The following is an 18,621-nucleotide window of genomic DNA, read 5'->3' as shown; positions in this document are numbered from 1 at the left end:
GAGCGGCCCTGCACGTGCGTGCGGGGCGAATCACCAAGAGAATCAGTCGCGAAGCAGCTCGTTGATCGAGGTCTTGGAGCGGGTGCGTTCATCGACGGTCTTGACGATGACCGCGCAGTTGATCGAGGGCAGGTTCTCGCCGAACGGGCTCGGCATCGAGCCGGGCATGATCACCGAGTAGGGCGGGACCTCGCCCATGAACACTTCGCCGGTCTTGCGATCGACGATGCGGGTGGTCGAGGTGATGAAGGTGCCCATCGACAGCACGCTGCCTTCCCGCACGATCACGCCTTCGGCCACTTCCGAGCGCGCGCCGATGAAGCAGTTGTCTTCGATGATCGTCGGATTGGCCTGCAGCGGCTCCAGCACGCCGCCGATGCCGGCGCCGCCCGACAGGTGGACGTTCTTGCCGATTTGAGCGCAGGAGCCGACGGTGGCCCAGGTGTCGACCATCGTGCCTTCGTCGACATAGGCGCCGATGTTCACGAACGACGGCGTCATGATCACGCCCTTGGCGATGTAGGCGCCGCGGCGCACGACGCAGCCGGGCACAGCGCGGAAGCCGGCGGCCTCGAACTTGGCGGCGTCCCAGCCCGAGAACTTCAGGGGGATCTTGTCCCAGTACGGATGCGGCGCGCCCTCGTCGATCAGCTGGTTGGCGTTCAGGCGGAAGGACAGCAGGATCGCCTGCTTGGCCCACTGGTGGGTGGTCCACACGCCGTCCTCACCGCGCGAGGCGACGCGCAGCGTGCCGTTGTCGAGGCGGGTCAGGGTTTCTTCCACCGCTTCGCGGACCTGGCCCTTGGTGCTGGTGTTGACGCCGTCGCGGGCTTCCCAGGCGGCTTCGATCACGGACTTCAGGTCGTCGGACATCAGGCGGTTTCCTTCAGACGCGCCGAACTCAGGAACGGCGTCAACTTCTCGGTGCGGTGGTGGACAAAGGAGGCGGTCGAGGCGAGCGCGCGCGAGCCGACCAGCACGGTGGTCATGCCCAGGTCCGCGGCCGGATGCAGGTTGCGCTCGGAGTCCTCGAAGAAGGCGGTGGTGGCCGGCGTCAGGCCGTGGGCGTCGATCATCCGCTGGAAGCCCAGCGGGTCGGGCTTGGGCGCAAAGCCGAACGAGTGGATGTGGAACACGTCGTCGAACAGGCCGCGCAGGTTCAGGTGCGCCAGCACCCGCTCAGCGTGCTTATCGTCGGCGTTGGTGAAGATCAGCCGCCTGCCCGGCAGCCGGGCGATGGCGGCGACCAGGTCGGGATCCTTGGCCAGCAGGTCCAGCGACAGGTCGTGGAACAGGGCGTGGAAGTCGGCGGGATCGACGCCGTGGTGCAGCATCAACCCCTTCAGCGTCAGGCCGTGTTCGGCCAGATAGTGCTTCTGCAGGCTGTAGGCGGCGTCATGTTCCAACCCCGTGACCTTGGCCACGAAGTCGGTCATGCGGCTCTCGACGCCCTGCATGAACCCGGACTCCTCAGGGTAGAGGGTGTTGTCCAGGTCGAATAGCCAGGTGTCGATATGCGTCAGGTCCGCTGTCATGCGCGGATAAGCGTGCCCGAGCCGTGTTCCGTGAAGAGCTCGGTCAGCATGGCGTGCGGACGGCGGCCGTCCAGGATGACCACGGCCTCGACGCCGGACTCGACCGCGGCGATCGCGGTTTCCAGCTTGGGGATCATGCCGCCGGTGGCGACGCCCGAGGCGATCGCCTCGCGCGCTTCGGCCAGCGTCATCTGGCGGATCAACTCGCCGTTCTTGTCCAGCACGCCGCGCACGTCGGTCAGCAGCAGCATGCGTTTGGCGTTCAGCGCCCCGGCCAGGGCGCCGGCCACGGTGTCGGCGTTGATGTTGTAGGTCTCGCCCTGCTTGGACACGCCGATCGGCGCGACCACGGGGATGTAGTCTTCCTCGGCGTAGATCAGCGCCTCGATCAGCTTCGGGTCGATGCGGGTCGGCTCGCCGACAAAGCCCAGGTCGACGACCTGTTCGATCTGGCTGTCGGGGTCCTTCTTGGTGCGGACCGCCTTCTCGACGGTGATCAGCCGGGCGTCCTTGCCCGACAGGCCCACGCCGCGCACGTCGGCCTCAGCGCCCGCCAGGGTGATCCAGTTCGCGATCTCTTTGTTGATGGCGCCCGACAGCACCATCTCGGCGACTTCCATGGTCGCCTCGTCGGTCACCCGCAGGCCGTCGATGAAGGTCGACTTGACCCCGGCCTTGTCGAGCATGCGCGAGATCTGCGGGCCGCCGCCGTGGACCACGACAGGGTGCACGCCCAGCATCTTCAGCAGCACTGCGTCGGCCGCGAACAGCTTGGCGACGCTCTCCTCGCCCATGGCGTGGCCGCCGTATTTGATCGTCACGACCTCGCGGTCGTAGATCTGGATGTAGGGCAGGGCCTCGGCGAGGGTCTTGGCGGTGGCCCAGCCCTGTTCTTCGGCGTCGTCGGTCAAGGTCGGAACCCTCCAGGAGCCGCCTGAGGCTCCACCACACAAAGCCAGGCGCGATGGCTCGCGCGCTGTTGGGGGCTCCGATAGCGGACCTCAGGCCCCCTGTCACCGCCTGTGGCGACGCGGGGCGCGTGCAGGCCTCAGATCGACCGGGCGACAACTTCCTTCATGATCTCCGAGGTGCCGCCATAGATCCGCTGGACGCGGGCGTCGCGCCACAGGCGGGCGATCGGATACTCGTTCATGTAGCCGGCGCCGCCGTGCAGCTGCAGGGCGATGTCGCAGGCTTCCCACTGCAGCTCGGTGTGGAACAGCTTGGCCGCCGAGGCCTCCGCGGCGTCGAGCTTGCCGGCCACGTGGCGGGCGATCGCCCAGTCCAGATGGGCCCAGCCGGCCTGCAGCTTGGCCTTCAGGGCGGCCAGCGTGAAGCGGGTGTGCTGGAAGTCGAAGATCGACTGCCCGAAGGCCTTACGCTCCTTGGTGAACTTCACCGCCTCGTCAAAGGCGCGCTGGGCGCCGGCCTGTCCGGCGACGGCGATCTGCAGTCGCTCCTGGGCCAGCTGGTTCATGAGGTAAGCGAAGCCGCGGCCTTCTTCGCCCAGGCAGTTGGTGATCGGCACGCGCACGTCGTTGAAGAACAGCTCGGAGGTGTCGGCCGAGTTCTGGCCGACCTTGTCGAGGTTGCGGCCGCGCTCGAAGCCCGCGGTTCCACGCTCGACCAGGATCAGCGAGATGCCCTTCGAGCCCAGACTCGGATCGGTCTTGGCGACCACGATCACCACGTCGGCGTTCTGGCCGTTGGTGATGTAGGTCTTGCTGCCGTTGAGAACGTAGTGGTTGCCGTCGCGGATGGCGGTGGTCTTCACGCCCTGCAGGTCCGACCCGGTGCCCGGCTCGGTCATGGCGATGGCGGTGATGATCTCGCCCGAGACCATGCCTGGCAGCAGCCGCTGCTTCAGCTCTTCGGAGCCGTAGTTGATGATGTAGTCGACGGTGATGTCCGACTGCAGGGTCACCCCGGCCGACGAGCCGGCATAGGACAGCTCCTCGCCGATCACCGCGTTGTAGCGGTAGTCGAGGCCGAGCCCGCCGTACTCGGCCGGGACCTGCGGGCAGAGCAGGCCTGCTGCGCCATAGGCCTTCCAGAACTCGCGATCGACGATGCCTTCCTCTTCCCAGCGGTCGAGGTGCGGATAGAGCTCTTTGTCGAAGAACTTGCGCACCTGGTCGCGGAACAGGTCGAGGTCGGCGTCATAGGCCGTGCGGCCGGCGGTGGAGAGCATGGTGGCGGTCCTGGGAGTTTCCTTCCCGCCGTTGTTCCATGGACGCTGAGGCCCGCAAAGACTGACCCCGCGTCAGCGCGGCGATGGGTCTTCCGGGCCTAGAGCGTGATCTCGCAGGCCGACATGATCTCGGCCCGCAGTTCGGGAATGCCGCCGCCCTTTTCCGACGACGTGGCCAGCACGCGCGGGTACGCCGCCGGGCGCTTGATGATCGCCGCCTCGGTGCGCAGGCGCACGGCCTCGACCTCGGCGGCTTTAAGCTTGTCGGCCTTGGTCAGGATGATCTGGTAGGAGACCGCCGCCTTGTCGAAGGCGGCCATCGGCTCTTCGTCCACCGCCTTCAGGCCGTGACGGGCGTCGATCAGCAGGTAGGCGCGCTTGAGATTGGCGCGGCCGCGCAGGAAGTCGCGGCCCAGGTTCTGGAATTTCTTGACCTCGACCTTCGAGGCCTTGGCCCAGCCGTAGCCGGGCAGGTCGACCAGCCGCAGCCGCGCGTCCAGCACGAAGAAGTTCAGCTCGCGGGTGCGGCCCGGCTCGTTGGAGGCGCGGGCCAGGCCCTTGTGGCCGACCAATGCGTTGATCAGCGAGGACTTGCCGACGTTGGAGCGTCCCGCAAACGCGACCTCGGGCAGGTCGCCGGGCGGCAGGCCGTCAACGGAGACCGCCCCCATCAGGAAGCTGGCCTGCCGCGCGAACAGAACCCGCGCGGCCTCCAGTTCGTCCTCGGTGAAGAGCGGGTCCTGGCTCACCCGACTTCCCTGGGCTTGCCGGTGACCTTGGCGATGATCTGGTCGATCGGGTTGTCGACCTTGAAGCGGCGCATGATCACGTACTGCTGCAGGATCGTCAGCACGTTGGACCAGGTCCAGTAGATCAGCAGGCCGACCGCGAACGGGGCCATGATGAACGTGAACATGATCGGCATGAACTGGAAGATCTTCTGCTGGACCGGATCAGGCTGCGGCGGGTTCATCGCCGTCGAGAGGTACATGGTCACGCCGTAGAGCAGCGCCATCGGGCCCAGGTGCAGCAGGTCCGAGTTCAGGACCGCGCCGATCACCGGCACATTGGCCGGATTGTAGGGGATCAGGCCGAAAAGGTTCCAGATGGTCAGCGGGTCCTTGGCCGAGAGGTCCTGGATCCAGCCGAAGAACGGGGCGTGGCGCATTTCGATGGTGACGGTCAGCACCTTGTAGAGGCCGTAGAAGACCGGGATCTGCACCAGCATCGGCAGACAGCCGGTCAGCGGATTGATCTTCTCGCGCTGGTACAGGGCCATCAGCTCCTGCTGCTGCTTGGCCGGGTCTTCCTTGAATTTGGCGCGCAGCGCTTCGACCTGAGGCTGCACCTTCTTCATCTTGGTCAGCGACTCGTAGCTCTTGTTGGCCAGCGGGAAGAAGATCAGCTTCACGGCCACGGTCAGCAGCAGGATGGCGATCCCGAAGTTGCCGACCTTCTGGAAGATGAAGTCCAGGAACATGAACATCGGCCGGGTGATGAACCAGAAGTTCCCCCAGTCCACGGCCATGTCCAGGTGCGGCACGCCGAGCTTGGTCTCGTATTCCTTCAGCAGCGGCACGGTCTTGGCGCCGGCGAACAGGCGGGTGACCTCGGTGACCTGCTTGCCGGCCGGGATGATATGCGGGCGGCCGACGTAGTTGGCTTCATAGATGTCGGCGGCGAGCGACTTGGTCACCCGGTACTGGCTCTGGATGTGTTCCTTCTGATCGGGGATCAGCGCGGTCAGCCAGTACTTGTCGGTGATGCCGGTCCAGCCGCCGACGGACGAGACGTTCAGTCCGCCTTCCTTCAGCCACTTGGCGTACTTCAGCTGGCGCAGCTCGCCGCCCAGCCAGCCGATCGCGCCTTCGTGGACGATCTGGTTGCGGCCAAGGTCGGCCGGGACGCCCTGGCGCTGGACCGAGGCGTAGGGCGCCAAGGTCACCGAGCCGGCGCCGGTGTTGGCCACGGTGTCGGTCACCGTGAACATGAACTTGTCGTCGACCTCGATCTTGCGCGTGAAGGTCAGCCCTTCGCCGTTCGAGGTGCGCAGCACCAGCGGCTTGCCGGGGGCGAGGGTCGAGCCTTCGACCACCTGCCAGACGGTCTCGGCGTTCGGCAGGCCGGGCAGGTTGGCTCCGGTCCAGCCGAACTCGGCGAAGAAGGCGTGCTTGGCGCCCTCGGGGCGCAGCAGCTCGACCGGCGGCGAGTTCTTGGCCACGGCCACGCGGTAGTTATTCAGGAACAGGTCGTCGATCCGCGCGCCGCGCAGCGAGACCGAGCCGGTCAGGGCCGGGGTGGCGATCGGCGCCCGCGCGCTGGCCGCGGCCGCGTCCTGCCGCGAGACGACGACCGGGCCAGGCTTGGCGCCGGGCGCGCTCGGGGCGGCGACGCCCGAGGCGGCCTGCACCTCGGCGGCCGCCGCCTTCTGGCGTGCGGCTTCGGCGCTGCGCTTCTTGGCGGCCGGATCCAGCACGAAGAACTGGTAGGCGATCAGGATCAGAACCGCGCTGACCACGAAGATGATCGTGTTGCGGTTGTTGTTCTCTTGCATGGGGACGCGCGCTCAGGCGGAGGAAGATGGGGCGCGCTGCGAGGCGCGGGACGGGCTGTCGCTTTCGGCCGCGAGGCTTATCAGCGCGGTTTTCACATCGTCAAGCAAACGCGGCCACGCCCGGGTGGGCGCGCCGTTGCGAGCGATCAAAACATAGTCAAAGCCGGGCTTGCCGAGTTGCGGCAAAATCGCCTGTGCGGCGGCGCGCATGCGCCGCTTGGCGCGGTTGCGCACGACGGCGCCGCCGATCTTGCGGGTGGCTGTGAAGCCGACCCGAATGACAGGGGAATCGTCGGCCCGGTCACGGGCCTGCATCACCACCGCGCCTTTGGCGTACGAAGACGCCCGCGCGGCGGCGAGAAAGTCCGAGCGCTTCTGGATGCGTTCGATGACTTTAGGGGCGTCGGTCATGCCGACACCTTAGGCTCTAAGACGCGGATGCGTCTTAGGCGGTCAGGCGCTTGCGGCCCTTGGCGCGACGGCGAGCCACGATCTTGGCGCCGTTCTTCGTCGCCATGCGCGCGCGGAAACCGTGACGGCGTGCACGCACCAGTCGGGACGGTTGGAAAGTCCGCTTCACGAGATCAACTCCGGTATAAAATTGAGCGGCGGTTCCTAAGGGAGGCGAGGAGAGGAGTCAACCTTCTCCTGTATTTTCAGGCCGCCAAGGTCAGGATTACCGGTCCGCGCCGGGTTGCGACCAGCGTATGTTCGTACTGGACGGTCGGTTCGTGGCCCGGCGGGGTCAGCGTCCAGCCGTCGTCGCCCTCCTCGACCCAGTCGGCGCCGAGCGACAGGAACGGTTCGATGGTGAACACCAGACCCTCGTGGATCCGGCGCCGGTCGTTCGGCTCCCACCAGGTCGGGATCTCGGCCGGCTCGTCGTGCAGCGAGCGCCCGACGCCGTGGCTGGCCAGGTTGGTGACCAGCGAATAGCCGTTCTTGTCGGCGAAGGTCTGGATGGCCTTGCCGACCTCGTTGAGCTTGGCCCCTGGGCGCACGGCGCGGATCCCCGACCACATGGCGCGGCGGCCGTCGCGGCACAGCCGATCGATGTGCGGCTTGACCGGCGGCACCGCGAAGCTGGCCCCGGTGTCGCCGAAGAAGCCGTTGAGCTCCGCCGAGACGTCGATGTTGACCAAGGTCCCGGCCTCGATGCGGCGGTCGTCGGGAATGCCGTGGGCGCAGTCGGGGGCGACCGAGATGCAGGTCGCGCCCGGGAAGTTGTAGGTCAGCTCTGGGGCCGAGCGCGCGCCCTCCAGCTCCAGCATCTGGCGGCCGATCTGGTCGAGCTCTCGGGTGGTGATCCCCGGCTCCAACGCCTTGCCCATGGCCTCAAGGGTCCGCGCCACTAGCCGGCCGGCGGCCTTCAGGCCCTCGAGTTCGTGTTCGTGTTCGACGGTCATGACCCGACTATATAGGTCAGAGGTCCGGCCTGACGATGGTCTTGCCCACTACTTTGCGGTCGGCCAGCGAGTCGAAGGCCGCGCGCCAGTCGCTGAGCGGATACTCCTGGTCGACCCGCGGCTTCATCTTGGCGGCCAGGTCCCAGATCGCAGCCTGGTTCTCGCGGCCCTTCTCGGGGAACTGGCGGCCGTACTCGCCGGCCCGCACGCCCATCACCGAGAAGCCCTTGATCAGGGCCATATTCACCGGCAGCACCGGCAGCCGGCCCGAGGCGAAGCCGACCACCAGCAGGCGGCCGTCGAAGGCGATGCAGCGGGTGCTCTCGTCGAACACGTCGCCGCCGACCGGATCGTAGATCACGTTCGCCCCGCGCCCGCCGGTGATCTCCTTGACCTTCTCGCGGAAGCCGCCGCTGACGTTCACCACCGCGTCCGGCTGGTACTCGCGTTGTACGATGGCCAGCTTGTCGTCCGACGCCGAGGCGGCGATGACCTTGCAGCCCAGGTGCTTGGCGAGATCCACCGCCGCCAGGCCGACGCCGCCGGCCGCGCCATGCACCAGCACCCATTCGCCGGGCTGCACCGCCGCGCGGCGCACCAGCGAGACATAGGCGGTCAGATAGGCGGTGGCGTAGCCGGCGGCCTGGCTGAACGACAGGCCCTCGGGCTTGCGCCGCAGGCCCGCGGCCGGCGTGACCGCGTATTCCGAGAAGCCGCCGATACGCGCCCCGCCGACCACGGCCTCGCCGATCTGGAACTGGTCGACGCCTTCGCCCAGGGCGCTGACCTCGCCGGCGATCTCCATGCCGGGAATGAACGGCAGGGGCGGCTTGTGCTGGTACTCGCCGCGGGTCTGCAGCAGGTCGGGGAAGTTCACCGCCGCCGCCCGCACCTTGATCTGCACTTCGCCCGGACCGGGGGCCGGGGTGTCGATTTCCTTCAGGACGCAGCCGCCGTACTCGGGCTTCAGTTCCTCAACCAGCAGCGCGCGCAATACGTCCCTCCAGACCCTCGCGGACCAGGCCCGCAATCTCCCGACACGCCACGTCGGCGCACGGCACTACGCCGGTGAAGGCGGTGAAGCCGTGGGCCATGGCGTCATAGCAGCGATAGAGCACCGGCACGCCCGCGGCGCGCAGGCGCCGGGCGTAGGCCTCGCCCTGGTCGACCAGCGGGTCGAAGCCGGCGGTGACCACGACCGCCGGCGCCAGTCCGGCCAGATGCTCCTGACGGATCGGCGACAGCCGCGGATCGGCCGGGTCGGCGTCGGGGCCCATATAGTGGCCCATGAACCAGTCCATCATCGCCCGCGACAGCGGAAAGGCCTCGGCATAGGTGGTCATCGAGGCGCTCTGGCTGGCGACGTCGACGCACGGATAGATCAGCAGCTGCAGCGCAGGTTGCGGCTCGCCGGTTCGGGCCAGCTCCTGGCAGACCACGGCGGCGAAGTTGCCGCCCATGGAATCGCCGCCAATCATCGCCTGGCCGGCCGGCGCGCCGAACCGGGCGGCGTTGTCGCGGACATGGCGATAGGCGGCCAGCACGTCCTCCAGGCCGGCCGGGAAGCGGTGCTCGGGCGCCAGGCGGTATTCGACCGACACGACCGGCGCGCGGGCCACCTTGGCCAGGATGCCGCAGAAGGCGTGGCTGGTCTCCAGGTCGCCGATCACTCCGCCGCCGAAGTGCGCGAAGACGATGGCCGGCGCGGCCGGATCCTGCTGCTCGGGCCGGTAGAGGCGCGCGGGTATCTCGCGCTCGGCCGACGGGATGGTCAGCGGTTCGGCGCGGACGCCCGGCTCCGGGCGTCCGCCATAGACCTTGCCGCCCTCGGCGGTGGTGCGGCGGGCCTCCTCGGGCGACAGGGCGCTCATGGCGGGCACGCGCGCGGCCTGGGCGGCCATGAACTGGAAACGCGGGTCCAGCGTGCGGCCGCCGCGATAGACGGCCGCGCCCCCGGACATCAGGCGCAGGATCGGAGATGGCAGCGACAGCAGGGTTCGAGCAAAGGCGCGCTGGACGTTCGCCACCCTGATCAGCCCTCCGCCTGCTGCAGGCCCTTCAGTCCGCCCTGGATCATCGCCACCGCGAAAGCGGTCGCGCCCTTGGTGTCGATCGGACGGCGGGCCAGCATCTTCTCGCCGACGTCGCGGGCGACTGCGATGCAGGCGGCGGCCAGGTAGTCGGGGTCGGTGACCGGCGCGCCGCCGTTGGCCATCTCCTCGACGATGGCCTCGCGGACCTCGTTGAAGACGGCCGCCATCTCCGGCGTTTCGCCGTGGACGTGGGGCTGGGTTTCGCCGGGCGGGCGCTGGCTGAGCCAGCTCTTGTGCGCGTCGGCCAGGAACAGGAAATAGGCCTCGATGGCGGCGTTCAGGAACTCTTCCCAGCCAGCCGACTGCGCCCGGTGCGCCTTCAGCAGCGGCGCGAACTGCCGTGCGCCCTCGCTGGCCAGGGCCAGGTAAACTTCGTCCTTGGATTTGAAGTAGTTGTAGAAGGTGCCCGCAGCCAGTCCGGTGCCGCGGATGATGTCGCGCACCGTCGCGGTTTCGTAGCCGAGCTCGCCGAACACTTTGCGGGCGGCGTCGAGGATGGCCTGCCGGTTTGCGACCTTGGTCAGCTCGCGCTTGCCGGTGGGAAGATAGGCGACTTCGGACATCTCAGGCCTGACTCGGAAAGGTGACGCCCGTCATATTACGTCCAGGGCGGGCCGGAAGCCAAGCTGGAGAAACACTCCGGACTCGGACTAACCGACCATCTGCGCCGGGAAACCATGCTCAGACCGTCCGGGCCGCGCGGTCCTTGGCGTTGGTCGCCTGGATCGCCTCCCGCGCGGCCGTCCATTCGGTCTCGCCCCAGCCGGTCAGCCGCGAGAAGTTGCCGCCGGAGGCCTGCCACGCCGCCCCGTCGATGGCGATGGTCTGACCGTTCACATAGGCCGACAGCGGGTGCAGCAGATAGACGGCCAGGTTGGCCAGCTCGCGCATGTCGCCGACCCGGCCCATCGGATTGCCGCTCATGTCGGAATAGGCCCCGCCTGTCTCTTCACCTTGGCTGGGGTTGAGGCGGGCGCTCATGCCCTCAGTCGGGAAGGGGCCGGGGGCGATGTTGTTGAAGCGGATGCCGTGCTGGCCCCATTCGACCGCCAGCGACTGGCTCATGGTGGCGATGCCAGCCTTGGACATCGCCGAGGGCACCGTGAACGGCCCGCCGTTCCAGATCCAGGTGGTCAGGATCGAGATCACCGAGGCGCGGCGGCCTTCGGCGATCCAGCGCTTGCCACACTCCAGGGTGACGAAGAACGAGCCGCGGAACACGATGTTGGCGATGGCGTCGAAGCCGCGCGGCGACAGGTCCTGGGTGCGGCTGATGAAGTTGCCGGCGGCGTTGTTGACCAGGCCGCTCAGCGCCCCGCCGTCGGCCCAGATGACGTCCAGCATCTCGTTGATCGCTTCGGGCACGCGGATGTCGCAGGCCAGGCCGACGCACTTGCCGCCGTGCGCGGCCATCAGCTCCTGCGCGGTCGCCTCGACCACCCCGCCGCGGCGGCCGCAGATGTAGACTTCGGCGCCCAGCATCAGCAGCGCCTCAGCCATCACCTTGCCCAGGCCGGTGCCGCCGCCGGTGATCAGGATCCGCTCGCCGGTCATCAGACCCGGCTTGAACATCAGGTCGTCCGCGGTGAACTGGGCCATGGCGTTTCCTCCCGTGATGGGGGAACTGCGCCCGGCCTGACGCCGCGTCGGTCAAGCGCGTGATCGGCCGCGCGGTCAGGCCTCCAGCACGTCGGTCGCGCGGTGATCGTCGGGCACGCCGTCGAGGAAAATGACGTCGCCCTGCGAGGAGCCGGTCCGCAGGGGCAGGATCTGTTGGTAGGCGGGCGAGGCGTACCAAGCGCGCGCGCTCTGGCGATCGGCGAACTCGATCATGATCAGGTCGCCCGACCAGTCGCCTTCCAGCACCTCGGCCTGGCCGCCGTGGATGCGGAACTTGCCGCCGAAGGGGGCGAGCGTGGAGTCGATCTCGTGAAGGTACTGGGCGATGGGTTCGCCAGGCACGACGTTGCGCAAGTGGGCGATGGCGTATGCGGACATGGGAGCCTCTGGTCAGGGTGTTTAGTTCTGCGACCGTGCTCCGCCCCAAGCCCCAGATCGATTACCTGCCGGGTAACGCGCTGGCGCAAAGAAAAAGGGGCCGCCTCGCGGCGACCCCTCGGTTCCTGGACGTCTTCTTATCCTTAGAATTCTTCCCAGCTGTCCTCGTCGGCGTGCGCGGCCGTGGCCAGGGCCGTGGCCCCGCGGGTGGCCGGGCGCGACGCAGGCTGATGGGCGCGCGGGGCGCTGACCGTGCGGGTGGCGGTCTGCACGCCGCCGCCGGTGACGCGGAAGCGGGCGACCAGACGGGCCAGTTCCTGCGCCTCGTCGGCCAGCACCCGGCTGGCGGCGGTGGACTGCTCGACCATGGCGGCGTTCTGCTGGGTGACCTGATCCATCTGGTTGACGGCGGTGTTCACCTGGCCGAGGCCGAGGGCTTCTTCCTTGGCGCTCGCGGCGATCTCGCCGACGACGTTGGAGATCTCACCGACCTGGCGGACGATGCGCTCCAGCGCCTTACCGGTTTCGCCGACCAGGCTCACGCCCGAGGCGACCTGCTGGCTGGAGGCGCTGATCAGGGTCTTGATCTCCTTGGCCGCCTCGGCCGAGCGCTGGGCCAGGGCCCGCACTTCGGAGGCGACGACCGCGAAGCCACGGCCAGCTTCCCCGGCGCGGGCGGCTTCGACGCCGGCGTTCAAGGCCAGGAGGTTGGTCTGGAAGGCGATCTCGTCGATGACGCCGATGATCTGGCTGATCTGCTTGGCCGAGCTTTCGATCTGGCCCATGGCCTCGATGGCGCGGCCGACGACCAGGCCGCCTTCTTCGGCGTCGGTCTTGGCGGCGGCGACGGCTTCGCGGCCGTGGCTGGCGCCTTCCGAGGTCTTGTTGACGGTGGCGGTGATCTCGTCCAGCGCCGCGGCGGTCTCTTCCAGGGTCGCGGCCTGATGCTCTGTGCGGCGCGACAGGTCGTCGGCCGAGGTGCTGATTTCGCCCGCGCCCGACTGGATCGAGGCGGTGGCGCCGGCGATGGCGCTCATGGCTTCTTCCAGCTTGGCCGAGGCGGCGTTGAAGTCGTCGCGCAGCTTGCGGTAGTCGCCCGGGAATTCGGCGTTCAGGCGATAGGTCAGGTCGCCGGCGGCCAGGCTGTCGAGCCCGCGGGCCAGCGAGTTGACCACCATGGCCTGCTCCTCGGCGATGGCTGCGGCGGCGTCGGCGTTCTGGCGGCGGGTGATTTCGGCGGCGGCCTCGGTCTGCTCGTGCTCGACGCGCAGTTTCTCGAGGTGCAGCTGGTTGTCGCGGAAGACGGTCAGCGACGAAACGATTGCCCCGAGCTCGTCCTTGCGGCCCAGCTTGTCGAGGTCGATGGAAGTGTCGCCGCGGGCCAGGGCCTCGGTGGCGCCGGCGATCTGCTTGACGTCGCGGCGCAGCATCATGGTCAGGGCCCAGGCCAGGGCGCCGGCGATCAGCAGAGTGGCGACGGCGGCGACCATCTGGATCATCTGCGCGGCCTCTGAGCGGTTCTCGCTGGCCTTGGCGTTGGCGTCAGTCATCGCGTTGTTGGCCGCGACGATCTTGTTCAGCATGCCGGTCATGTTCGTGTATTCCTGCTCGAACGGAGCAGCAAAACCGGCAGCGGTGCTGAAGTCGGTGGTGATCATCGCCGCGATAACGTCCAGCGCGTCGCGGGTGCCCTTGAGGGCCTTGATCAGGTCCTGGAAGGATTTCTTCTGCGAGGCGGGGGCCTTGGCCTCCATCGCCTGGACTTCCTTGGTGATCGCGTCGACCTCGGCCAGCAGCTCCTGGCTCGCGCCCTCAATCTTGTCGGTGTCGATCGAGGCGGCCTGGTGGGTCAGCAGGAAGTAGAGCTGACCATGGACCGCAGTAATGCGCTCCGAAACCTTCTGCAGGCGCAGGCTGTTGGGCAGGTCGGTATGCACGACCTGCTTCAGGTCGGCCGCTTGACCGCGTTGGATGATGACGGCGCCGCCGGCCGTCAGGGCCAGCATTACCAGTGCGAAAGCAGGCGCAAAGCCGATCTTCGCGATCAGCGGCAGGTCGACGAGCCGAAAGCGCTTCACCTAAGTTTCCCCCGACTAGGTAGTATCCTTAGCTTCACAATGACGGGAGGTTGCTAACCAAACGTCACTGGAATTCCGCATTTCCCCGACTTCACGTGCGCAATAGATATAAAGACACGACAATTGTGATTGTCGAATTTACTTGAGATTAACCAAATCTAATTCTCGGCCATCAGATTCTTTTAACCTGAATGCCCCATACAGGGCCTGCGTCCGTTATCTAGAAAGGAGTGGGGCCATGAAGAATCTCATCAAAATCGGCGGCGGTGTCGCCCTCTGCCTGGCGTTTGCCGGCGCGTCGGCTGCGGCTGACTTCCAAGAAAGCATGTCGAAGTGCCTGACCAAGCACGCCAACACCCGCGACGCGGCTGTGGTGATGCTCGAGTGCAATGCGACGGCTGGCAAGCTGTCGGGCTGCAAGGTCCTGGAAGACAGCAAGGCTGGTAAGGGCTTCGACAAGGCCGCCCTGTGCGTGGCCGATGCTCTGCCCATGGGTTCGAAGACCGGCACCGTGAAGGTTCCGATGCGCTTCCCCGGCGGCGCGTAAGCAGCCGCACCAAGAATTCGCATTCTTGCAGATCACGCCCTCGGCTTAGGCCGGGGGCGTTTTGCGTTATGGGGCTAGACCCGCTTCAGCAGTTCTTGCGCCGCGGCTGGAGCGCGGACCTTTCCTTCGTGAATGAAGAACACGAAGGTTTCGTGCGGGCCTTCCGCCGGGCCGGTGCGGTCGATCGGCTTGAGGTCGCCGGGCACGCGCCCCTTCGAGTATTCGCCGAAGCGTTCGGCCCAGACGTCCAGATCTTCGGCGACATAGCCGGTTTCGATCTCGTCCGAGCCCATCAGCAGCCGCGAATAGACGAAGTCTGCGGTGATGTCGGAGATCAGCGGGTAGTTCTCGTTCTCCGAGACGCAGATCGCCACGTTGCGATCGCGGCACATCTTCACGAACTTCGGATCGACGAAGCTGGCATGGCGGACCTCCACGCAATGCCGCAGCTTCAGGCCGTTCTGGGTCGTGGGCAGCAGGTCGAGGAACCCGCCGAAGTCGGCCTCGTCGAACTTCTTGGTCGGCATGAACTGCCAGAGGATCGGACCGAGCCGGTCGCCCAGTTCGACGATCCCCTGGTTCAGGAATTTGCCCACCGACTCGCCGGCCTCGGCCAGCACCCGGCGGTTGGTGCAGAACCGCGAGGCCTTCACCGTGAAGACAAAGCCGTCCGGGGTGGCGGCCGCCCACTTGGCGAAGGTCTCGGGCTTTTGGCTCGAATAGTAGGTGGAGTTGATCTCCAGCGCGGTGAGATGGCGACTGGCGTAGGCCAGTTCGTCGGCGTGCTTGAGGCCTTGCGGATAGAAGACCCCGCGCCACGGTTCGAAGGTCCAGCCCCCGATGCCGGCCCGGATCTGACCTGCCTGCGCCATCTCGTTCCTCGCCTTTGCTATTTCCGCTCGGACGCGGTGGCGTCCCGGGTCAGCTTGAACTCCGAGCCCGCCTTCCACTCCGGCCAGGTGGCGGAGTCGGCCAGCTGACGACCCAGCTCGAACATCAGTTGGCCGTCCTGGGCGATGCCTTCAAGGTTCCAGCTGTCGTCGAAGTGGTCGGCCGCCTGGTGATAGCGGTCGGCGGTGTAGGCCTTCGACCAGGCCGCGCCGGCTTCCTTGCCGCCGGTCACCAGGTCGTAGCCCGAGCCGAACGAGATCGCCGGCACGCCGCGCTTGGCGAACGGGAAGTGGTCGGAGCGGAAGAACAGGCCTGCTTCCGGCTTGGAGTCCGGGGTGTAGTAGCGGCCGTGGCTCTTGCCGACCGCGACCAGCGCGTCCTGCAGCGTCGAGGCGGCGTCGCCCGAGGTGGTGAAATCCTTGGCCGGTCCGGCCGGCGACAGGGCGTCCATGTTGATGTTCGCGACCGTCTTGCCGAGCGGGTAGAGCGGGTTGGCGGCGTAGTATTCTGAACCCAGCAGGCCCTTTTCCTCGGCGGTCACCGCCAGGAACACCACCGAGCGGTCCGGCTGCGGGCCCTTGGCGAAGGCACGGCCGATCTCGATCATGGTGGCGATGCCGTCAGCGTTGTCGACCGCGCCGTTGTAGATCGTATCGCCCTTGGCGTCCGGCAGGCCGACGCCGAGGTGATCCCAGTGGCCGGAATAGATGATGGTCTCGTCGGGGCGCTTGGCGCCGGGGATCAGCCCGACCACGTTCTTCGAGACGATCTTCTGCACGTCGACGCCATAGTCGGTCGAGAAGGTCGCGCCCTTCAGCTCGACCGGTTTGAAGTCGCGGCTCTGGGCCTGCTTCTTGGCGGCTTCGAAATCGAGGCCCGCGGCCTTGAACAGCTCGACGGTGCGGTCGCGCTGGATCCAGCCTTCCAGCAGGGCGTGCGCCTCGCTCGGCTTTTCGCGGATGATGTCGAACAACGGCGCGGTGTTGGAGTTCTTCACCGTCGCCCAGCCGTACGAGGCCGGCGCCGTCTCGTGGACCACCAGGAAGCCGACGGCCCCGCGGCGGGCGGCCTCTTCGTACTTGTAGGTCCAGCGGCCGTAATAGGTCATCGCCTTGCCGCCGAAGTCGCCTTTTCCCGTCTCGAAGTCGGGGTCGTTGACCAGCACCAGGGCGATCTTGCCCTTCAGGTCGACGCCCTTGAAGTCGTCCCAGTTGCGCTCGGGCGCGGTGACGCCGTAGCCGACGAAGACGATTGGCGCGTCCTTGATGGAGACGTGGGTTTCGCCGGTCTGGGCCGCGCGCAGGGCGACATCGTCGCCCTGGGTCCAGGCCTGGGTCTTGCCGCCGGCGGTGACGCCGACGCTGACCGGGCCCTTGATCTCGAAGCGGGCCAGCGGCACGTCCTGGGTCCAGGCGCGCTGGCCCTCCACCAGATCTCCACCCGGCTTCAATCCGGCGTCCTTGAACTGCTCGATGATGTAGGCGACCGTTTTCTTCTCGCCTTCGGTGGCCGGACCGCGACCTTCGAACTCATCGGACGCCAGCACCTTCACGTGCTCGGCGATCTTGGCGGGATTGATGTCGCCGGCGAGGGCAGGGGCGGCGAAAACGGCCCAAATCGCGGCGCCAGCGAGCAGAAACTGTTTCATAGTTCACTCAAATGGGGGGTGGAATTGCGCGGAACCCTAGGCCGCGGCGTGGTCTCGCGCCAGTGCCATGCGACCGGTTTGCGACACCTGCGTTTCGCTTTGCCGATTGTCGCTTCTCTGCAATCGACCTGAAGCATGAGCGCAGCTAAGAACGGAACGCCGGTATCGAGGTCCGCGCTGCGCGTGCTTGTCGCGCTCGGCGCGGTGGGCGGTGTCGCAAACCGATAGTGATGAAAAGAGCGATGCGCCTAGTAAATCCTGCGGTCGGATCGGTGACCGGCCTAGCCTTGTTGCTGTCGGCCTGCGCCTCCACCCGCGACGTCGATACGCGCCTTCCGGCCGCCTACGAGGCCCCGTCCTCGCCGGCGATCGCCGCCGCGCCGTCGCTCGAGACCTGGTGGACGGGGTTCGAGGACCCGCAGCTCACCGCCCTGATCACCGAGGCGCTGGCCAACAGCCCGGACGCCCGCAGCGCGGCCGCTAAGCTGCGCGAGGCGCGCGCCACCCGCTCCGGCGCGCTGACCAGCTTCCTGCCGCAGGGCAATCCCCGCGGTTCGATCACCGAGACCGACAGCAAGGTGATCGACGGGACCGCTATCAATATTCCCGGCTTCTCGAGCACCGGCACAAGCCGCACCGAGACCGCCAACTTCGATGTCAGCTGGGAGATCGACCTCTTCGGCCGCATCTTCGCCGCCAGCCGCGCCGCCAACGCCGAGATGGCGGCCGCGCGGCTCGACTACGAGGCGGCCCGCGCCAGCCTCGCGGCGGCGGTCGCCGACAGCTACTTCGCCGCCCGCGGCATCGCCATCCAGCTCGACGACATCCGCGCCACCGAGCGGATCCAGGCCGATCTCTACCGTATCGTCGACATCCGCGCGCAGCGCGGCATCTCCTCGACCGCCGACGCCGACCGCGTGGCCGGCGACCTCGCCCAGGCGCGGTCGCAGGTCGCCGGCCTGGAAGCCGAGCTGCAGGCCGCGCGCCGCAATCTGCTGATCCTCACCGGTCGCGGGATCGAGCCGATCGCCGCCCTGCCGATCGACGCCGAGGTCGGCGTGGCGCCGGCGGTTCCGGACGTGATCCCCGGCGAGCTGCTCGCCCGTCGCCCCGATGTGCGCCGCGCCGAGGCGATGCTCGCCTCGGCCCTTGGACGTCTCGACTACGCCAAGCTCGCCTTCTTCCCGACCTTCAAGCTGGCGCCCGGCATCGGCCTGCAGAAGAACGACCAGCCCGGGTATGCGGTGACGACGCAGAGCTGGAGCATCGGCGCCAACGTTGTCGTCCCGGTGCTCGACATCCCCCGTCTGCTTTCGGAGATGAAGGCCCAGGACGCCCGCTCCGAGCAGGCCGCCATCGCCTACGAAAAGGCCGTACAGACCGCGTTTGGCGAGGCTGAGAACGCTCTGGTCCTGCTGGAGTCTGATCGCCGCCGCGTGGATCTGCTGACGGACGGCGAGGTCCGCGCTCGCCGGGCCTACGAGGCGTCCCGCAAGGGCTACGTCGCCGGCTTCACCGATCTGCAGACCACGCTCGACAACGAGCGGGCCTGGCGCACCGTGCGCACCCTGAAGACCGCCGCCCAGGTGCAGGCCCTGCGCCGTGCGGTTCAGACCTACAAGGCGCTCGGCGGCGGTTGGCCGCTTGAGACCGCCCCGACCAACAAAGAGGCTCGCTGAA

General features: G+C 67.5%; 19 protein-coding genes. 2 read left to right on the top strand and 17 right to left on the bottom strand.

The genetic code is table 11. From position 1 onward, the window contains the following. Window positions 1–42: 42 nt before the first annotated feature. The 15 genes from dapD to C0481_RS16015 form a co-directional block, all read right to left on the bottom strand. Window positions 43–873, bottom strand: a complete 831-nt coding sequence (gene dapD / locus C0481_RS16085) for a 2,3,4,5-tetrahydropyridine-2,6-dicarboxylate N-succinyltransferase (RefSeq protein ID WP_293405630.1) — start codon at window positions 871–873, stop codon at window positions 43–45. Then, window positions 873–1,535, bottom strand: a complete 663-nt coding sequence (locus C0481_RS16080) for a pyrimidine 5'-nucleotidase (protein ID WP_293405629.1) — start codon at window positions 1,533–1,535, stop codon at window positions 873–875. Before C0481_RS16080 ends, dapD begins: the two co-directional genes overlap by 1 nt. Next, the gene (argB, locus tag C0481_RS16075) at window positions 1,532–2,446 is read right to left on the bottom strand and encodes an acetylglutamate kinase (protein ID WP_293405628.1); all 915 of its coding nucleotides are present in this window, start codon (window positions 2,444–2,446) and stop codon (window positions 1,532–1,534) included. Before argB ends, C0481_RS16080 begins: the two co-directional genes overlap by 4 nt. A gap of 137 nt (window positions 2,447–2,583) precedes the next feature. Then, on the bottom strand, window positions 2,584–3,726 hold the full coding sequence (locus C0481_RS16070; protein WP_293405626.1) for an acyl-CoA dehydrogenase family protein: 1,143 nt from the start codon (window positions 3,724–3,726) through the stop codon (window positions 2,584–2,586). 98 nt (window positions 3,727–3,824) lie between these two features. Beyond that, a complete protein-coding gene (yihA, locus tag C0481_RS16065; protein ID WP_293405624.1) occupies window positions 3,825–4,475 on the bottom strand; it encodes a ribosome biogenesis GTP-binding protein YihA/YsxC in 651 nt (216 codons plus the stop codon). After that, the gene (yidC, locus tag C0481_RS16060) at window positions 4,472–6,280 is read right to left on the bottom strand and encodes a membrane protein insertase YidC (RefSeq protein WP_293405622.1); all 1,809 of its coding nucleotides are present in this window, start codon (window positions 6,278–6,280) and stop codon (window positions 4,472–4,474) included. The genes yihA and yidC overlap by 4 nt, the downstream gene beginning before the upstream one ends. A 12-nt stretch (window positions 6,281–6,292) precedes the next feature. Beyond that, window positions 6,293–6,691, bottom strand: a complete 399-nt coding sequence (rnpA, locus tag C0481_RS16055) for a ribonuclease P protein component (RefSeq protein WP_293405620.1) — start codon at window positions 6,689–6,691, stop codon at window positions 6,293–6,295. Window positions 6,692–6,725: 34 nt separating this feature from the next. Then, window positions 6,726–6,860: a 50S ribosomal protein L34 gene (rpmH, locus tag C0481_RS16050; RefSeq protein WP_056017364.1), complete on the bottom strand. Its 135-nt coding sequence runs from the start codon at window positions 6,858–6,860 to the stop codon at window positions 6,726–6,728. A gap of 76 nt (window positions 6,861–6,936) precedes the next feature. Further along, window positions 6,937–7,686 (bottom strand): type I methionyl aminopeptidase, encoded by a 750-nt coding sequence (gene map / locus C0481_RS16045; RefSeq protein ID WP_293405615.1) that lies wholly within the window; start codon window positions 7,684–7,686, stop codon window positions 6,937–6,939. A gap of 16 nt (window positions 7,687–7,702) precedes the next feature. Continuing rightward, the gene (locus C0481_RS16040; protein ID WP_293405612.1) at window positions 7,703–8,680 is read right to left on the bottom strand and encodes an NADPH:quinone oxidoreductase family protein; all 978 of its coding nucleotides are present in this window, start codon (window positions 8,678–8,680) and stop codon (window positions 7,703–7,705) included. Further along, window positions 8,661–9,713 carry an alpha/beta hydrolase gene (locus tag C0481_RS16035; RefSeq protein ID WP_293405610.1) on the bottom strand — a complete coding sequence of 351 codons (1,053 nt, stop codon included), beginning with the start codon at window positions 9,711–9,713 and terminating at the stop codon, window positions 8,661–8,663. Before C0481_RS16035 ends, C0481_RS16040 begins: the two co-directional genes overlap by 20 nt. A gap of 5 nt (window positions 9,714–9,718) precedes the next feature. After that, window positions 9,719–10,342, bottom strand: coding sequence for a TetR/AcrR family transcriptional regulator (locus C0481_RS16030; protein WP_293405608.1), 624 nt, complete (start codon window positions 10,340–10,342; stop codon window positions 9,719–9,721). A gap of 118 nt (window positions 10,343–10,460) precedes the next feature. Continuing rightward, a complete protein-coding gene (locus tag C0481_RS16025; protein WP_293405606.1) occupies window positions 10,461–11,378 on the bottom strand; it encodes an SDR family oxidoreductase in 918 nt (305 codons plus the stop codon). Between the two features lie 75 nt (window positions 11,379–11,453). After that, window positions 11,454–11,777 carry a DUF1330 domain-containing protein gene (locus tag C0481_RS16020; protein WP_293405604.1) on the bottom strand — a complete coding sequence of 108 codons (324 nt, stop codon included), beginning with the start codon at window positions 11,775–11,777 and terminating at the stop codon, window positions 11,454–11,456. Window positions 11,778–11,920: 143 nt separating this feature from the next. Next, entirely contained in the window at window positions 11,921–13,855 is a 1,935-nt protein-coding gene (locus tag C0481_RS16015) for a methyl-accepting chemotaxis protein (RefSeq protein WP_293405602.1), read from the bottom strand. 238 nt (window positions 13,856–14,093) lie between these two features. Between C0481_RS16015 and C0481_RS16010 the strand changes: the two genes are divergently transcribed. Beyond that, window positions 14,094–14,402 (top strand): hypothetical protein, encoded by a 309-nt coding sequence (locus C0481_RS16010; RefSeq protein ID WP_183771584.1) that lies wholly within the window; start codon window positions 14,094–14,096, stop codon window positions 14,400–14,402. Between the two features lie 74 nt (window positions 14,403–14,476). Here the strand turns inward: C0481_RS16010 and C0481_RS16005 are convergent, their stop codons facing one another. Next, complete coding sequence (locus C0481_RS16005; protein WP_293405599.1) at window positions 14,477–15,274, bottom strand: DUF72 domain-containing protein; 798 nt, start codon at window positions 15,272–15,274, stop codon at window positions 14,477–14,479. A 17-nt stretch (window positions 15,275–15,291) separates the two neighbouring features. Beyond that, window positions 15,292–16,941 (bottom strand): M28 family metallopeptidase, encoded by a 1,650-nt coding sequence (locus tag C0481_RS16000; RefSeq protein ID WP_293405597.1) that lies wholly within the window; start codon window positions 16,939–16,941, stop codon window positions 15,292–15,294. Between the two features lie 242 nt (window positions 16,942–17,183). On the opposite strand from C0481_RS16000, the gene C0481_RS15995 reads away from it, so the two are divergent. Then, entirely contained in the window at window positions 17,184–18,620 is a 1,437-nt protein-coding gene (locus C0481_RS15995; RefSeq protein ID WP_293405595.1) for a TolC family protein, read from the top strand. The last annotated feature ends 1 nt before the right edge of the window (window position 18,621 follow it).

The sequence above is a fragment of the Phenylobacterium sp. genome (assembly GCF_013822795.1).
In the GTDB taxonomy this organism is placed as follows: Bacteria; Pseudomonadota; Alphaproteobacteria; order Caulobacterales; family Caulobacteraceae; genus Phenylobacterium.
The sequence above is the reverse complement of the archived record's forward strand: the minus strand, read 5'-3'. Positions and strand labels throughout refer to the sequence as shown.

Coding starts and splice junctions, on each gene's coding strand:
- C0481_RS16080 (WP_293405629.1), bottom strand. CDS start 1,535: ATGACAGCGGACCTGACGCATATCGACACCTGGCTATTCGACCTGGAC.
- C0481_RS16030 (WP_293405608.1), bottom strand. CDS start 10,342: ATGTCCGAAGTCGCCTATCTTCCCACCGGCAAGCGCGAGCTGACCAAG.
- map (WP_293405615.1), bottom strand. CDS start 7,686: ATGACCGTCGAACACGAACACGAACTCGAGGGCCTGAAGGCCGCCGGC.
- C0481_RS16020 (WP_293405604.1), bottom strand. CDS start 11,777: ATGTCCGCATACGCCATCGCCCACTTGCGCAACGTCGTGCCTGGCGAA.
- rnpA (WP_293405620.1), bottom strand. CDS start 6,691: ATGACCGACGCCCCTAAAGTCATCGAACGCATCCAGAAGCGCTCGGAC.
- C0481_RS16070 (WP_293405626.1), bottom strand. CDS start 3,726: ATGCTCTCCACCGCCGGCCGCACGGCCTATGACGCCGACCTCGACCTG.
- C0481_RS16010 (WP_183771584.1), top strand. CDS start 14,094: ATGAAGAATCTCATCAAAATCGGCGGCGGTGTCGCCCTCTGCCTGGCG.
- yidC (WP_293405622.1), bottom strand. CDS start 6,280: ATGCAAGAGAACAACAACCGCAACACGATCATCTTCGTGGTCAGCGCG.
- C0481_RS16005 (WP_293405599.1), bottom strand. CDS start 15,274: ATGGCGCAGGCAGGTCAGATCCGGGCCGGCATCGGGGGCTGGACCTTC.
- C0481_RS15995 (WP_293405595.1), top strand. CDS start 17,184: ATGCGCCTAGTAAATCCTGCGGTCGGATCGGTGACCGGCCTAGCCTTG.
- C0481_RS16000 (WP_293405597.1), bottom strand. CDS start 16,941: ATGAAACAGTTTCTGCTCGCTGGCGCCGCGATTTGGGCCGTTTTCGCC.
- C0481_RS16025 (WP_293405606.1), bottom strand. CDS start 11,378: ATGGCCCAGTTCACCGCGGACGACCTGATGTTCAAGCCGGGTCTGATG.
- dapD (WP_293405630.1), bottom strand. CDS start 873: ATGTCCGACGACCTGAAGTCCGTGATCGAAGCCGCCTGGGAAGCCCGC.